Raw genomic sequence first — 14,666 nt, forward strand, 5'->3', positions numbered from 1 at the left:
CACCCCCCCACCCCACCCCCCCTCCCCCACCGCCCCACCCCAACCCCCCCCCCACCAACCCCCCCCCCTCAACCCACCCCCCCCCCCCCGCCCCGAGTCCCCCGACCCGCCTCTCCTTCTCCGGCCACACCATCCCCGTAGGCTACGCAGCAGATCCCCAAGCCGATCCCTACACCGACGCCGTAACCTCCGGCAGCCCACACGTAGCCGACACCCTCAGTGCCCTCTCCACCCTCAAGCCCCTCGGCCAACTCCGCGACTCCTTCATCCTCGCCGTCAACGAAGAGGGCCTCTGGATCATCGACCAGCACGTCGCCCACGAGCGCGTCCTCTTCGAAAAGGTCCTCCGCGAGCGCGACACAGAACAGGTCCAACGCCAGCGTCTCCTCATGCCCTTGCTCATCGACCTGCTCCCCGCCCAGATGGTCATCTTCGCCACCATCGCCGACGAGCTCGAACGCAACGGCTTCGAAGCCGAGCCCTTCGGCCCACGCACCCTCGCCATCAAAGCCGCACCCGTAGGCCTCGAAGGCCGCGAGCTGGAGATCATGATCGAAGAGCTCCTCGCCCTGCCCGATCCCACCCGCCAGACCGAGAACGCCGACACCCGCCGCCGCCGCATCGCCGCCAGCATAGCCTGCCACGCCGCTATCAAGATCAACCAACCCCTCGACAACCAGAAGATCGCCTGGCTCCTCGAAGCCCTCTCCAAAACCGAGCACCCCACCGCCTGCCCTCACGGCCGCCCCATCGCCCTCCGCTACTCCCACCGCGACATCGCCAAGGCCTTCCAGCGCACCTAGAGCAATTCTCCTGGTGCTGTGGAGTGGATGAAGTTGAGTGGTGCCGTTTTTCTTGATAAAAAACGGCCATCGATTCGAAGCCTCTCCTATACACCCACAGGAGAATTGCTCTAGCACCCACCGATACCACTCAATTCAACAAACAGAGGTACGATGGGTGCGCCGCAAAAACGGCTATGTAACGACACGCGAACCGATCGGAGACCAGCGCGAACCATGTTCACCCCCACCCGTCGAGACTTCCTCAAAACCACCTCCGCCGCCCTCCTTACCGCCGCGGCCTCGCCCAGCACCTTGCTCCACGCCAGCCCCTTCGGCCTGCCCATCGGCATCCAGCTCTACTCCGTCCGCGAGGACATGGCCAAAAACTTCGAGTCCACCCTCGACACCCTCGCCTCTCTCGGCTACCAGGAGGTCGAAGCCGCCGGCTTCTACAACCACTCCGCCGCCGACGTAAAGAAAGCCCTTAAGAACGCCGGTCTCGCCTGCCCCAGCGCCCACTACAACTTCCAGCTCATGAGCACCCAGTTCGACCAGATCGTCTCCTTCGGCCAGGAGCTCGGACTCCAGTACATCGTCTGCGCCAGCCCCGGCAAAGCCCCCGCCAACGCCCAGGCCAAAGGCCCCCACACCCTCGACGACTGGAAGTACAACGCCGACCACTTCAACCAGTGGTCCCAGAAGATCAAGGCCGCCGGCATGACCTTCGCCTACCACAACCACTACGAAGAGTTTCATCCTCTCTCCGACGGAGCCATCCCCTTCGACGAGCTCGTCCGCCTCACTGGCCCCGACGTCCACTTCGAGATGGACTGCGGCTGGGTCGTCGTCGGTGGCGGAGACCCCGTAGCCTGCCTCAAACGCTACCCCACCCGCATCGTCATGCTCCACATCAAGGACTTCGTCGCCTCCAGGCCTAACGCCGACGGCAAGACCCCCACTCCCACCGAACTTGGCCGCGGCGTCATCGACTACCGCCCCATCTTCGCCACCGCCAGCCAGGCCCACATCAAACACGCCTTCGTCGAGCAGGAGGGCTACGACATCCCCCAAAACGAATCCCTCAAAATAGACGCCGACTACATCAAAAAACTCTCCGCCTAACAAAGCACCACAACTCCGGGTGCCCCATCCTTTCCGACAGTCTCATCGTCGGATAGGGTGGGGTATCGTGCGAAGCACGACCGCCTTCCTTCCATTAGTCACAGTAGTCCGGGTGCCCCATCCTGAGGGCGCCTGATCGCCCGATGGTTGGGGAACCACAACCTTTCCAATCCAGTTCTCCCCACAAACCAACCAACCGAGGAATATTAACCCCTCAAACCGTGTCTAACTATCGAAGCGTCCACCCAAAAAGTTCAGACCGCCAAACGCAACAACAATCCGCAACACAACCAAGAGGAGATCCTGAACGATGACAGATAAGACGCAGACACCGGACACAGAACTAAGCAGTGAGTGGTTAGAAGCATTCCCCGGAGAGCGCTTCCTGATTCGCATCCCGGCCTCAGCAACGAACGGCGCATACTCCGTCACCGAGATCGTCTCCCACCCCGGTCACAGCACCCCGATCCACGTCCATTCGAAAGAGGATGAGTACCTGCTCGTACTGGAAGGAACGGTACGCCTCATCCTGGGCGACCAGACCCTCGACGTCACAGCTGGAAACACGATGACCCTTCCTCGCGGAATCCAGCACGCCTTCGGAAACGCCACCGACACTCCCGTCCGCTTGGCGATGACGGCCATGCCCGGCGGCTGCGAAGAAGCGTTAAAAATGATCGCCACCATTCCCATGGACCAACTGGATCTGCCGGCACTCGCAGCCAGGTTTGCTGTCACGACCGTAGCGCCTCCGTTCCTGGGCTAAACCCCGCGGTTGCACCGGAACGTGCAGCCCATTATTGTCAGCACAAGAGCCAAGATAAACGGTCGCTCAGAGCCTCCCCGAGGCTCTGAGCGTGAACACCGGCTGCATCTTCATTTCAATCCAGATCCATCCCCGCACACCGCCCCACACTCCTGTATCCTAAGAGACATAAGTGCAGCCGGCGTCTCAACGCTCCGGGCCGCCCAACGTTCGCTTTGAAAATCTAGATGTATCCCCAGTCCCCGCTTGGTCTATGTGACCTCCGCGCGCGAGTCGAAGGATTGCTGCAGCCCGCAGACGCGAGTCCCCCAGCAGGAAGGTAGTACCCCTTGAGTTCCAGTTCTGTAATCCCCTCGGCCGATCAACTCGCCGCCTCCCGCACGAAGCAGTGGCACCAGGATGGCGAAGCCCTCCTCACCTTCGAGAACGTCCGTAGCTGGATCAACGCCGCCGGTCTCGCACTCTTCGCTCCCCGCGCGTCTCAACTCCCCTCACCCGCGCCGTCCATGGTCGAAGCCGTCCTCGGCGTCGCCAACGCAGCCCCCACCCTCGCCGAAACCGAAGCCGCCCGCACTCTCCTCGCCCGTCTCATCGCCGAAGGAGCAGCCGTCCCGCTCAACCTGCTCGGTAACCCCACCGGCGTCGGTACCGAAACCCCCGACTTCATCGTCGCCACCGCCGTCCTCCCCTACATCTTCACCCTCCGCGGCGACAAGTCCTGGAAGCTTCCCCCCGAGACCAGCGGAGCCAGCAAGGTCTCGCCCCTCGCCCTCGCCACCTACAACCTCCTCACCGAGCGCTCCAAGGATATCGGCGCCGGCTCCCTCATCCCCGGCCTCTCTGCCTACGACCTCGCCACGCAGCTTGGCAAAGAGGTCACCGAGACCGCCGTCCTTCGCGCCCTCACCGAGCTCTGGCAACACCTCCGCGTCCTGCCCATCCCGCAAGAAGGCGCAGCCACCCTCTGGGAGCTGACCACCACCCGCTTCACCAAGCTGCTCAAGGCTGGCTCCAACGCGGGCCAGCCCACCGCCCTCTCCGCCCTCATCACCCTCTACCTCGCCCAGGCCATCGTCGCGACCGAAGAAGAGATCGAGGTCTTCCTCTCCCCGCTCGCCGCCCGCTCGCGCATCCGCGACGTCATCCACGCCCTGCTCGGCGCTCGCCAGTTGGAGACCATCGCCGTCGAAGGTAGAACCGTCCTCCACGTCTCCGGCGATCTGCCCGCCTTCCTCGCTCCCGCAGCCTCCGAAACCGAGGCCGTGCCCGTCGACGACATCGGCGGCCTGGTCGTCACCACCGAGGGCGAACTGACCGTAGCAGACGACGGCACCCCGCAGCCTCGCATCAAGAAGTTCGTCCCCGCGCCCAAGAAGTTCGGCACCGGCTTCATCCGCAAGCCCTTCGGCGCAGCCGCGACGACACCCCGCGAGCGCCGCCCCTTCACCCGCGAGTCCAACCGCCCCGACCGCCCCAGCTTCACCAAGCCCTGGGCGGAAGAGAAGGCAGACCGCCTCGCCGCAGCCAGCGCAGCCTCCAACACCTCAGACTCCTCCGAAGCGCAGACCGGCGAAGCCTCCACCCCGCCAGCCTACCAACAGCGCGAGCGCCCCAGCTACGACCGCAAGCCCAGCTTTGGCGGCAAACCCAGCTACGGCAGCAAACCAGGCTACGACCGGAAACCCAGCTTTGGAAGCAAGCCAAGCTTCGGCAGCCGCCCCAGCTTCGGCAGCAAACCCGGCTTCAGCCGCGATCGCACCGACTCCCGTCCTCCGCGCCGCGACTTCGCTCCCCGTCCCGCAGCCGAATCCGGCGGCAACCCCGGCGACTTCGCTCCCCGCAAGACCTTCTCCAAGCCCGGAACCTTCGGCCGTAAACGCGAAGGCGGCTTCTCTCCACGCCCATCCTTCGGCCGCGACCAGGAAGGCCGTCCCCCCCGCCGCGAGTTCACACCCCGCCCCGGTGGCGACTCACCCCGCGAGTTCACCCCTCGCTCCGGCAGCGACCGCCCGTCCTACGGATCTCGTCCGGAACGCCCCTCCTTCGGAGCCCGTCCCGACCGTCCATCCTTCGGGGCACGCCCCTCGTTCGGCGGCTCACGCCCCCCGCGCGAAGGAGCCGCAGGCGAATCCACCGGCCCCCGCTTCCGCAAGTTCGACGCGCCCCGCGGAGACCGCCCATCGCGCCCCTTCAACTCCGACCGCCCATCCCGGCCCTTTAACTCCGACCGTCCCGCACGCCCGTTCAACTCAGACCGCCCAGCACGCCCTGAGTCGGGCGGCTATCAAGGAAAACCGAGCGGCGGCTACGCAGGCAAGTCCTCTGGCGGCTACGCCGGAAAGCCGTCCGGTGGTTATGCAGGCAAACCAGTAGGTGGTGGCTACGCAGGCAAATCCGGCGGAAGTTACGCGGGCAAATCCAGTGGCGGCTATGCAGGGAAGTCGAGCGGTGGCTACGCCGGTAAATCCGGAGGCTACGAAGGAAAATCCTCCAGCTTCGGCGACAAGAAGCCCTACGGAAAATCCGCCGGCGGCTACGCAGGCAAGTCATCCGGCTACGCGGGCAAATCCGGCAGCTACGCCGGAAAGTCCGCTGGAACCGGCAAACCCGCCGGAACCTTCGACAAGTTCAAAAACAACGCCAAACCCTTCGGAAAACGCCCCCCAGCCCGCAAATGGAAGCCCGAAGAAAGCAAATCCGAGTAACCTTTCGCCACCATACGGAGCAGCACAATCCGGGTGCCCCACCCTTTTTGCAGTCTCATCGCAAATAGGGTGGGGTATCGTGCGAAGCACGACCGCCTTCCTTCCCCAACCCAAACCGCCTCAGGAAAACCTCTTCCTCCTCCGAACCGCCCGATCCCGAACAACTCCGTAGTTCCAAAACCCCAGCAAAATCGCATGTCAAGCCCCCAACACCCAAAAACAAACCGCTCAACCCAGATAAACAAAACAAAATAAACCCCTTAGAACGAAAACAAATATCTCCAACAAGTGGCATGATCCCCCACCCGAATCTTCTACAATAGATATAGGGAAACTTCCACATTCGATCCGAAGCGACCAAAGGGGGCCTAAAGCCAAAACTCCTTTGTTTGCCCATATTTGGAAGTAACTCGTTTATTGAGAATACTTTGCCGGCCCTGGCTCCGCCTAAGCCATTGCAACGAATACGCTTACACCCAGGCAAGGGGGGCACCCCCCGCCAAAGGAGAGGAATGCAGCCGAACGAAACAGCAGGGAAGAAGCGCGACCGTCCCGTAATCGCCATCGACGGTCCCGCCGGAGCCGGTAAGAGCACTCTCGCCGCCCACCTAGCCCGCCGCTTCGGATTCCTCAACCTCGAGACCGGCGCCATGTATCGCGCCCTTGCCCTCAAGGCCATCGACAACGACTACGCCTTCGACGAAGAAGCTCCGCTTCTGGAACTCGCCGACCGCACCCGCATCACCTTGGAACCATTGATCGAAGGCAACCGCGTCCTCCTCGACAACACCGACGTCTCCCGCCGTATCCGCGAGCAGGACGTCACCTCCGCCGCCTCCCAGATCTCAGTCCATCCCCAGCTCCGCTCCTGGATGGTCGACCAGCAACGCACCCTCGGAGCCGCAGGAGGAGTAGTGATGGAAGGCCGCGACATCGGCACCGCCGTCTTCCCCGACGCAGAGGTCAAGATCTTCCTCGACGCCGCACCCGAGGTCCGCGGCAACCGCCGCTTCCGCCAAATCCTCCCCACTCAGGGCTACGCGGAGCCCGCTGGCTCCGACCGCGCTCCCGCCGATCCCGAGACCGCCGACGAGCACCGCCTCGCCGAAGAGGCCATCGTCCGGGAGATGAAGGAGCGCGACTACCGCGACCGTCACCGTGCGCAATCTCCCCTCCAACCTGCCGCCGACGCCGTCATCCTCGACTCGACAGCCATGACTCTCGAGCAGGTTCTGGCCAAAGCCGAAGAAATCGTACGCTCCCATTTACCTCCCGCCACCCGTCAAACTACTGATAAAACACGCCAGTCCGCCCCCACTGCACACTAAATGGTGCACTAGGTAAATTTTGTATTTTTTTCTTGGAATATTTGCCAAACGTGCTAACCTTCACTCATCGTTTGAAACAGATTGGTTTTCTGCACTCGGCTCTACGTTGAACCCCGATTTGGATCTAGCGGCAAATTCTAAAGCAATAAGGAATAAACGGACATGGAACAGGGAACAGTGAAGTGGTTTAACGATGCCAAGGGGTTTGGCTTCATCAGCCGTCAGAACGGCGAGGACGTGTTCGTTCACTACTCGGCGATCAATTCGAACGGTTTCAAAAGCCTCCAAGAAGGCCAGGCCGTGCAGTTCAACGTGGTAAAGGGACCCAAGGGTTGGCAGGCGTCTGACGTTCAGCCCCTCTAAGCTCTAATCGCACCTGCAAGGCGAATACAAGTTCTGCGACAGGAACGGCTTAGGCTGTTCCTGTGCGCTTTTAAAGCCAAATTCGCTTCCGCGCCATTTCTAGAGCCGTCTATATATTGGTAAGAATGCGAAGCCGAGCGGTCATGCTGGTACTGGCGCTGTTCCTCCCACTCACCTTGGGAGCCCTCGCGCAGGAGCCAGCCGCTCCGAGCACCGCTGGCCAAACCCAGGAAGCGGAGCGTCCCCTCCCGGATGTCGCAGCCCTCATGTACGAGGTCGAGGCGCACCAGAAGGCAGCAGAGGCCATCCAGAAGGACTACCTCTACCACTCCGTCGAGACCCAGCAGGAGAGGGACGGCCACGACGCAGTCAAAAAGACGACGACAAGAGAATATGACGTCTTCTGGATCGGCGGAGTTCCAGTCCGCAAACTCGTCAGGAAAGATGGCAAAGAACTGACCTCCGACGAGCAGAAGAAGGAGAGCGAACGGATCGACAAGGAAGTCGCTAAAGCTCGTGATAAGAAGGACAAAGCCGACTCCCAAGGTAAGGAGACCAATCCTCGCGGAGGTGATGACATCACAGTCTCAAGGTTCCTGGAACTCGGCAGCTTCACCAATCCGCGACGCGTGAAGCTCGACGATCGAGACACGATCATGGTCGATTACACCGGAAATCCAAAGGCCAAGACCCGAAATCGAGCCGAAGACGTCGTCCGCGACCTCGTCGGAACCATCTGGATCGACGAACAGGATCGAGTCATCCGCAAGACCGAAGGCCGTTTCCTGAATGCCTTCAAGATCGGCGGAGGTTTGGTGGTCAACATCCGCAAAGACACCAACTTCGGCCTGGAGCAACGGAAGGTGAACGGCGAAGTCTGGCTTCCAGCCCGAATCCAGGCGCAAGGCGCAGCCAGAGCCTTCCTTCTGTTTAGCTTCAACGGCAGCATTCTGGTGCAGATGTCCGACTACAGGAAGTTCAAGGCCACTTCGACCATCCTTCCCGGCGTGAGCACGGTCGAAGAGAAGCCAGGAGATGCCGAGCCGCAATGACCTTGTGGTTCACGGTTACAACTCTTGAGTCGTGCGATCATCGCAAGCTTCCAGCTTGCCACTGTAGCTTATGGTGCAAAAGGTCTAGCATAATAATGAATGCGAGGAAGAACACTTCCTCGCGCGAATCGAATGGAATCGAGGATGGAATGGCCACGAAGGCAGGAACTTTAACCCCGTCAGCTCCGGTGATCGACAGCAACGAACGCGAAGCAACTTTTGATATCTTCCGGCGCTGGGGCTATCTCCAAGCTTCGCTTGATCCCTTGGGCCAGTATCTTCCGCCGGAGCCGTTTCCGACTCCCGCGCCGGAGGGTGAGAGCGCGGTTCAGGCACGAAGCTTTTACTGCGGCACGATTGCTGCCGAGTTCATGCACATCGCCGATCCGGAGCGTCGGCAGTGGCTGCAGGAGCAGATGGAACAGGCGGCTCCGAAGCAGAATCAGAAGCAGATTCTCACGCAGCTCATTCGTGCGGATCTCTTCGAGCAGGTGATTCAGTCGCGTTATCTGGGAACCAAGCGCTTCTCGCTCGAAGGTCTCACGGTGTTGATTCCTTTCCTCGATCGAGTCTTCGAGGCAAGTGTAACCTGCGGAGTTACAAAAGCAATTCTCGCGATGAGCCATCGTGGCCGGTTGAATGTCATGACGAACACCATCGGCCGCAGCGCAGCGGAGATCTTCACTAAGTTTGAAGATGTCGATCCGCGCAGCACGATGGGCGGCGGCGATGTGAAGTACCACATGGGTGCGACTGGTGATTATGTCTCTCCGGATGGAAAGACGATCGCGTTGCATCTGGTCTCGAACCCGAGCCATCTTGAGGCGGTCGATCCGGTCGCGCTGGGACGTGCAAGAGCGAAGCAAGAGCGCATCGGCAAGGATGGTGAAGCTGCGGTGCTGCCGTTGATCATGCATGGCGATGCTGCGTTCGCGGGCCAGGGCATTCTGGCCGAGACGTTGAATATGGCTACGCTGCCTGGTTATCGCGTGGGCGGAACGATCCATGTGATCGTGAATAACCTGCTTGGCTTTACTGCTGTTCCCGAAGAGTCGAACTCCTCGCGCTTTGCTACGGATATTGCGAAGCGGCTGCCGATTCCGATCTTCCATGTGAATGCGGAGGATCCGGATGCGGTGATTCGCGTCGCTGGAATCGCGGCGGAGTATCGGCATCGCTTCCGCTCCGACATCGTTGTGGATCTGGTTGGCTACCGGAAACATGGTCATAGCGAGGTCGACGATCCAACGGTGACGCAACCTCGCCGTTACGCGATCATCAAGGATCGCGCTCCGCTGTATCAGCTCTATGCGAAGCAGGTCGGTGTCGATCCGGCGGCTGAGGTTCAGGCTGTTCAAGCGGCTCTGCTGGAAGATCAGAAGACTGCGACGAAGGCGGATCACATTCCTCATCTTTCGCAGTTGCCTGATTACTGGAATGGATATCGAGGCGGCGAGTTGCAGGCCGATGATGAGCCGAAGACTGGTTTGCCTGCAGATAAGATCGCTGCGTTGGCTCATGCTACGACCAAGGTCCCTGAAGGCTTTCATCTTCATCCGAAGCTCAAGAAGCTTTTTGAGCAGCGCGAGGAGATGGGTAGCGGTTCGCGTCCCTTCGACTACGGCATGGCCGAGCTGGTGGCGTATGCTTCGCTGCTCGAGACGGGCACCCCGGTGCGGCTCACAGGACAGGACTCCCAGCGAGGTACCTTCAATCAGCGTCATGCGGTGATGGTGGATACGGAGACCGAGGTTCGGTACATTCCGCTCGCGAATATGAGCAAGGACCAGGGTAAGTTCGAGGTCTATAACTCGCTGCTGTCGGAGGCGGCGGTGCTGGGCTTCGACTACGGCTTCTCGCGCGACTATCCCGAGGCGCTGGTGCTGTGGGAGGCTCAGTTCGGCGACTTCGCGAACGGCGCGCAGATCATCATCGACCAGTTCATCTCGGCGAGTGAGGCCAAGTGGGGTCTGCTCTCCGGTATCGCGATGCTGTTGCCGCATGGATACGAGGGCCAGGGGCCGGAGCACTCGAGCGCACGCATCGAGCGGTTCCTGCAGTTGGCTGCTTATGACAATATGCAGATCTGCCAGCCCTCGACGGCTGCTCAGTACTTCCATCTGCTGCGTCGGCAGTCGATGCGTAAGTGGCGTAAGCCGCTGGTGGTATTTACGCCCAAGAGCATGTTGCGGCATCCGGACGCTTCGTCGTCTGTGGCGGACTTTGCGGAGGAGCGCTTCCAGAATGTTCTTCCCGATCACGCAGTGCAGAACCCGAGGAGGCTGCTGGTTTGCAGCGGCAAGATCGGACATAATCTGCGTGTGGAGCGGGAGAAGCGCAAGGACATGGGCGTCGCCATCATCTTTGTCGAACAGCTCTTTCCTTGGCCTGAGACTGAGCTGCAGGCAGCTCTGGACGAACATCCCGATGCAGAGGAGATTGTCTGGGTCCAGGAAGAGCCCGCGAACATGGGCGCCTTTTCGTACGTGATGCCGGAGCTGCGACGCATGGCTGGTCAGCGGGCAGTGCTCAGCGTGAAGCGTACAGCAGCGGCTAGCCCGGCTACCGGTTCGGCTAAGGCGCACGAGATGGAAGAGCGGACTCTGATCGACCTTGCCTTTGGTGTTTAGCTTGAGACTGCTTAACACTGATCTTCACCGATGACACCGATTAAGGCGTGACGGTGATTGAAGGGATCAAAGCGGGATAAGAGGCTTAGTAGGTTTCTTAGCTGGAAAGGAATGGGGAAGGCGATTCATGATCGCCTTCCCCGTTTCTTGTTGTAACTAAGTTAGTCACATTCTATTGGTGTGTCGATGCGCTGCGGGTATCGTGGCTCAGGTTAGGCGAGTTTCATCGTCTTGGGGTTCCACTGAACTACACTGTTGCGTTCTATGCTGAGGTTACTTAAGAGGGCGGCTCCGGCGGCGCGGAAGCCGAACTCGGCGTCTTCGGTTACGGGTTTGCGGCTGCGGACTGCGTCGAAGAAGTTGCGGAAGTGGTCGTAGGTATCGTTGTAGCCTTTGGGTGCGACGAACTTTTCGAGCGTTGCGCTGGTGGGGCCGGTGGGGTTTTCGACGGGATACTTCTGGCGGTACTGATCGAGGTAGCGCTTCTGCATCTCGTTGGTGAAGGTGCTGACGGTGTAGCCAGGCTCTTTTTCGCGGGGAGTGCGGGCCACGACGACAGCTCCGTTGTAGACCTCCATCGATCCTTCGGAGCCTGTGAAGGTGAGGCCTTCGCTCTCTTCGCCGCCGTTAACGAAGTTGACGCGGAGGCTGAGGTTGAAGCCTTCGGGGTAGTCGAAGAGGCCGAGGAGGACGTCCGGGACGTCCCGGCCGTCCTTCCAGAACCGGATGGCTCCGGTGGCCATGGCGCGGGTGGGTCCGAGGGCTCCGGTGATGTAGTGGGTGCCGCTGAAGAGGTGGACGAAGAGGTCGCCGGCGACGCCGGTGCCGTAGTCCTTCCACTTGCGCCACTGGAAGAAGCGTTCGGCGTTGAAGGGGATCTTGGGGGCGGAGCCGAGGAAGCGTGGCCAGTCGCAGGTCTGGCTGTCGGCGTCGAGGGGGACGGAGTAGTTCCAGGCGCCGGTGGAGGAGTTGCGGTCCCAGCGGGCGGTGACCATGTTGAGCTGGCCGATGGCTCCGGCGGCGAGGAGCTCTTTGGCCTTGGCGTAGACGATGTTGCTGACGCGCTGGCTGCCGACCTGGAGGATGCGGTTGGTGGTGCGGGCGGTCTCGATCATCTGCGGGCCGTCGGCGTAGATGTGGATCATGGGCTTTTCGCAGTAGACATCCTTGCCGGCCTTCATGGCGTCGACGGCGATCTGGCGGTGCCAGTGGTCGGGGGTGGCGATGATGACGGCGTCGATGTCTTTGCGGCTAAGAATCTCGCGGTAGTCGCGGGTGGTGAAGATATCGTTGCCCCAAAGCTCCTTGGAGTGGGCGAGGCGGCCATCGTAGGCGTCGGCGACGGCGACGATCTTCGCGCCGGGAACCTGGGCGGCGGTGGCGGCGTCGGACTGGCCGCGAATACCGGCTCCGATGAGGGCGAACTGGATCTGATTGTTGGGCGAGGATGCCTGGCCGGCGGTGAGGGCGAGTTCGTGTGGCGCTTCTGCGAGGAGGTGGAGATTAGTACCCGCCGCGGCAAGGCTGGCGGTCTTGAGGAAGGTCCTGCGGTCCAGAGTAGGCATCGATAGTGGTCTCTTTCGCTGGCGGTGAGTTAAATCAATCCGCCAAGAAAAGGTATTTCAATGAGATGGTGGTGTCCAGTTACCGCTCAATGTTGCTGTACGAGGAACTACGTTCCTACCCATCGCTAGAGACAAAGCGTGATGGATGGGCGTTCGGGATGTCTTGGTGGGGGAAGGAAGGCGGTCGTGCTTCGCACGATACCCCACCCTATTTGCGATGAGACTGCAAAAAGGGTGGGGCACCCGGATTTGTGGCGGATTGTGGCTGAATCGCGGTTAGGATTCGGGGGGTGCGGGGGTGGGGTTGGCGATCTCGCGGGCGTAGAGCTGGTAGGTGATCTTTGGGGGGATAGGTGCTGAGCCGGGTAGGAGGCCGGGGTTGTGGTGGAGGGCGAAGACGCGGTCCTGGATCTCGCGGTCGGCCAGGGTGACGCGCTCGCGGGAGCGGAGGTAGTCGAGCCAGGACTCCATGACGAAGGTCTCGTTGAGGTGGGTGGGGTCGACGGCGTCGCGGAAGATGCCCCAGCGGATGGCGCCGTCGCGGAGACGGACGCCACGGAGTTGGTGGATGGCGTGAGTGAACTCAGCGTAGCGGTCGATGGGGACGACGTACTCGATGGAGATGCGGACGGGGCCTTCGGTAAGGGGCGCGTTTTTTCCGGCGGGAGAGGTGGGGGCGGGGGCGGGGCGCTTCCATTGGTAGGGGGTGTAGTCGGGTGCGGGGCCTTGGAGGATCTTGTAGCGGGGGGCGAGGGGGGGGGTGATGAGCAGGCCGCCGGCGGCAGAGGCGAGGGCTATGGGGGTGGTGGTGTGTTCGGCGACGAAGCCCCAAAGGATGGAGCCGAAGGCCATGCCGCCCTGGAAGGTCATGAGGTAGGTGCCGAGGGCTCGAGCCTGGACCCAGGCGGGGACGGAGAGTTGGACGGAGGTGTTGAGGGTGGCCATGGTGCTGGTCCAGGCGAAGCCCGCGATGATGAGGGTGAGGATGATGATGACGGGTTTGTGGACGAAGGCCAGGACGAGGAGCGTGGCGACGTTGTAGAGGGTGGCGGCGGCGATGATGCGGTCGGCGGGGACGCGGCGGCGGATGCGGGGAAGCTGGGTGGCCGCGATGAGGGCTCCGAGGCCGAGGGCTCCGTTGAGGATACCGTAGCCGAAGGCTCCCTGGCTGAGGTCGCGGCGGGCGACGACGGCGAGCAGGGACCAGATGGCGGAGACGAAGAAGGTAAAGGTAAAGGCGCGGATGAGGGAGGCCTGGAGGTCGGGTGCGTAGCGGACGTAGCGGAGGCCGGAGCGGATTGATCCGGCGATACGTTCGGCGGGCAGAGTGGACTTGAAGAGGGGAGTGCGCTTCCAGTTGACGAGGACCCAGATGACTCCGGCGAAGGAGACGGCGTTGAGGACGAAGACAGCTCCGGTGCCGGTGTCGGTGTGTTTGAAGGCGGCGACCATGAGTCCGCCGAGAGCGGGGCCGAGGGCGCGGGCGAGGTTGTTGGAGGCGGAGTTGAGGGAGACGGTGTCGGGGATGAGGTCGCGGGGGACGAGCTCGGGGACGATGGCTTGCCAGGCGGGGTTGTTCATGGCGGAGCCGATGTTGAGCAGGAAGGTGAAGGCAAGGAGGGCCCAGGGAGAGACGTGTCCGAGGAGGGTGAGGATGGCGAGGATGGCTACGCTGGCGAGCATCCAGACCTGCCAGAAGATGAGGAGGCGGCGGCGGTCGAAGATGTCTGCTGTGGCTCCGGCGAGGAGTCCGAGGAAGAGGACGGGGAGGCTGGCCGCGGTCTGCATGAGAGCGATGAGCAGAGGGGAGGCGGTGAGGGAGGTCATCAGCCAGGTGCCGGCGGTGTCCTGCATCCAGGTGCCGATGGAGGAGATGGTCGAGGCGATCCAGCGGTCGCGGAAGAGAGGGATGCGGAGGGGAGCGAATCCTGAAGCAGTGGGGATGGGGGAGACAGCTTCGGCCGCAGGTGCGGTGTCTGGGGATTCTAATGGCATGCGATGGCTATAGTTTACGGTTTTCCATCATAAGAATGTGAAGGATGACGCCATGAGTTGCATGCGGTTGAGAGCAGGCAAAACTTTGCGGCTGGTGGTTCCTTGCAGATTCCTCATTTTTTTATTTCGGCTAAGTGGGCGCTTAGGGTACTTTAGAGTTATCGAAAACAGCGAAAACCTTTGAATTGAGTTGATTTTCCTATAGCTGAGATGTGAAAAGGGATGGACTTGAAAGAGAAAACTTTTTCTCTGTATGCAAGATTTGTTGGATTGTTCTATGCAAAACATGGCATTGTTTGATTTTACGTTTGGCACTTGGATTGCATCGTACTAAATGTAACTTCAAATGTAACTT

The 14,666-nt window shown here is 61.2% G+C and carries 9 protein-coding genes and 1 pseudogene; 8 read left to right on the forward strand and 2 right to left on the reverse strand.

Going from position 1 to position 14,666, the window contains the following annotated elements:
• The 8 genes and pseudogenes from HB393_RS19105 to HB393_RS19140 form a co-directional block, all read left to right on the forward strand.
• Window positions 1-803 (forward strand): annotated as a pseudogene (locus HB393_RS19105) (DNA mismatch repair protein MutL); the annotation flags it as partial.
• A gap of 216 nt (window positions 804-1,019) precedes the next feature.
• Window positions 1,020-1,907: a sugar phosphate isomerase/epimerase gene (locus HB393_RS19110; protein ID WP_213806802.1), complete on the forward strand. Its 888-nt coding sequence runs from the start codon at window positions 1,020-1,022 to the stop codon at window positions 1,905-1,907.
• Window positions 1,908-2,217: 310 nt separating this feature from the next.
• Complete coding sequence (locus HB393_RS19115) at window positions 2,218-2,673, forward strand: cupin domain-containing protein (protein WP_213806803.1); 456 nt, start codon at window positions 2,218-2,220, stop codon at window positions 2,671-2,673.
• Window positions 2,674-3,002: 329 nt separating this feature from the next.
• Entirely contained in the window at window positions 3,003-5,378 is a 2,376-nt protein-coding gene (locus HB393_RS19120; protein ID WP_213806804.1) for a hypothetical protein, read from the forward strand.
• A gap of 512 nt (window positions 5,379-5,890) precedes the next feature.
• Window positions 5,891-6,706 (forward strand): (d)CMP kinase, encoded by an 816-nt coding sequence (gene cmk, locus HB393_RS19125; protein ID WP_213806805.1) that lies wholly within the window; start codon window positions 5,891-5,893, stop codon window positions 6,704-6,706.
• Window positions 6,707-6,868: 162 nt separating this feature from the next.
• Window positions 6,869-7,069 (forward strand): cold-shock protein, encoded by a 201-nt coding sequence (locus HB393_RS19130; RefSeq protein WP_013581125.1) that lies wholly within the window; start codon window positions 6,869-6,871, stop codon window positions 7,067-7,069.
• A 125-nt stretch (window positions 7,070-7,194) separates the two neighbouring features.
• On the forward strand, window positions 7,195-8,121 hold the full coding sequence (locus HB393_RS19135; RefSeq protein ID WP_213806806.1) for a hypothetical protein: 927 nt from the start codon (window positions 7,195-7,197) through the stop codon (window positions 8,119-8,121).
• A gap of 149 nt (window positions 8,122-8,270) precedes the next feature.
• A complete protein-coding gene (locus tag HB393_RS19140; protein ID WP_213806807.1) occupies window positions 8,271-10,751 on the forward strand; it encodes a 2-oxoglutarate dehydrogenase E1 component in 2,481 nt (826 codons plus the stop codon).
• Window positions 10,752-10,963: 212 nt separating this feature from the next.
• Here the strand turns inward: HB393_RS19140 and HB393_RS19145 are convergent, their stop codons facing one another.
• On the reverse strand, window positions 10,964-12,316 hold the full coding sequence (locus HB393_RS19145; RefSeq protein ID WP_213806808.1) for a Gfo/Idh/MocA family oxidoreductase: 1,353 nt from the start codon (window positions 12,314-12,316) through the stop codon (window positions 10,964-10,966).
• 276 nt (window positions 12,317-12,592) lie between these two features.
• Window positions 12,593-14,311, reverse strand: a complete 1,719-nt coding sequence (locus tag HB393_RS19150; RefSeq protein ID WP_213806809.1) for an MFS transporter — start codon at window positions 14,309-14,311, stop codon at window positions 12,593-12,595.
• Window positions 14,312-14,666: the final 355 nt, after the last annotated feature.

Source organism: Granulicella sp. dw_53, from assembly GCF_018449545.1.
Classification (GTDB): Bacteria; Acidobacteriota; Terriglobia; order Terriglobales; family Acidobacteriaceae; genus Edaphobacter.

Bases quoted from the DNA above. Each gene is read 5' to 3' on its own strand.
- HB393_RS19110 (WP_213806802.1), top strand. From the start codon at position 1,020: ATGTTCACCCCCACCCGTCGAGACTTCCTCAAAACCACCTCCGCCGCC.
- HB393_RS19115 (WP_213806803.1), top strand. From the start codon at position 2,218: ATGACAGATAAGACGCAGACACCGGACACAGAACTAAGCAGTGAGTGG.
- cmk (WP_213806805.1), top strand. From the start codon at position 5,891: ATGCAGCCGAACGAAACAGCAGGGAAGAAGCGCGACCGTCCCGTAATC.
- HB393_RS19130 (WP_013581125.1), top strand. From the start codon at position 6,869: ATGGAACAGGGAACAGTGAAGTGGTTTAACGATGCCAAGGGGTTTGGC.
- HB393_RS19135 (WP_213806806.1), top strand. From the start codon at position 7,195: ATGCGAAGCCGAGCGGTCATGCTGGTACTGGCGCTGTTCCTCCCACTC.
- HB393_RS19140 (WP_213806807.1), top strand. From the start codon at position 8,271: ATGGCCACGAAGGCAGGAACTTTAACCCCGTCAGCTCCGGTGATCGAC.
- HB393_RS19145 (WP_213806808.1), bottom strand. From the start codon at position 12,316: ATGCCTACTCTGGACCGCAGGACCTTCCTCAAGACCGCCAGCCTTGCC.
- HB393_RS19150 (WP_213806809.1), bottom strand. From the start codon at position 14,311: ATGCCATTAGAATCCCCAGACACCGCACCTGCGGCCGAAGCTGTCTCC.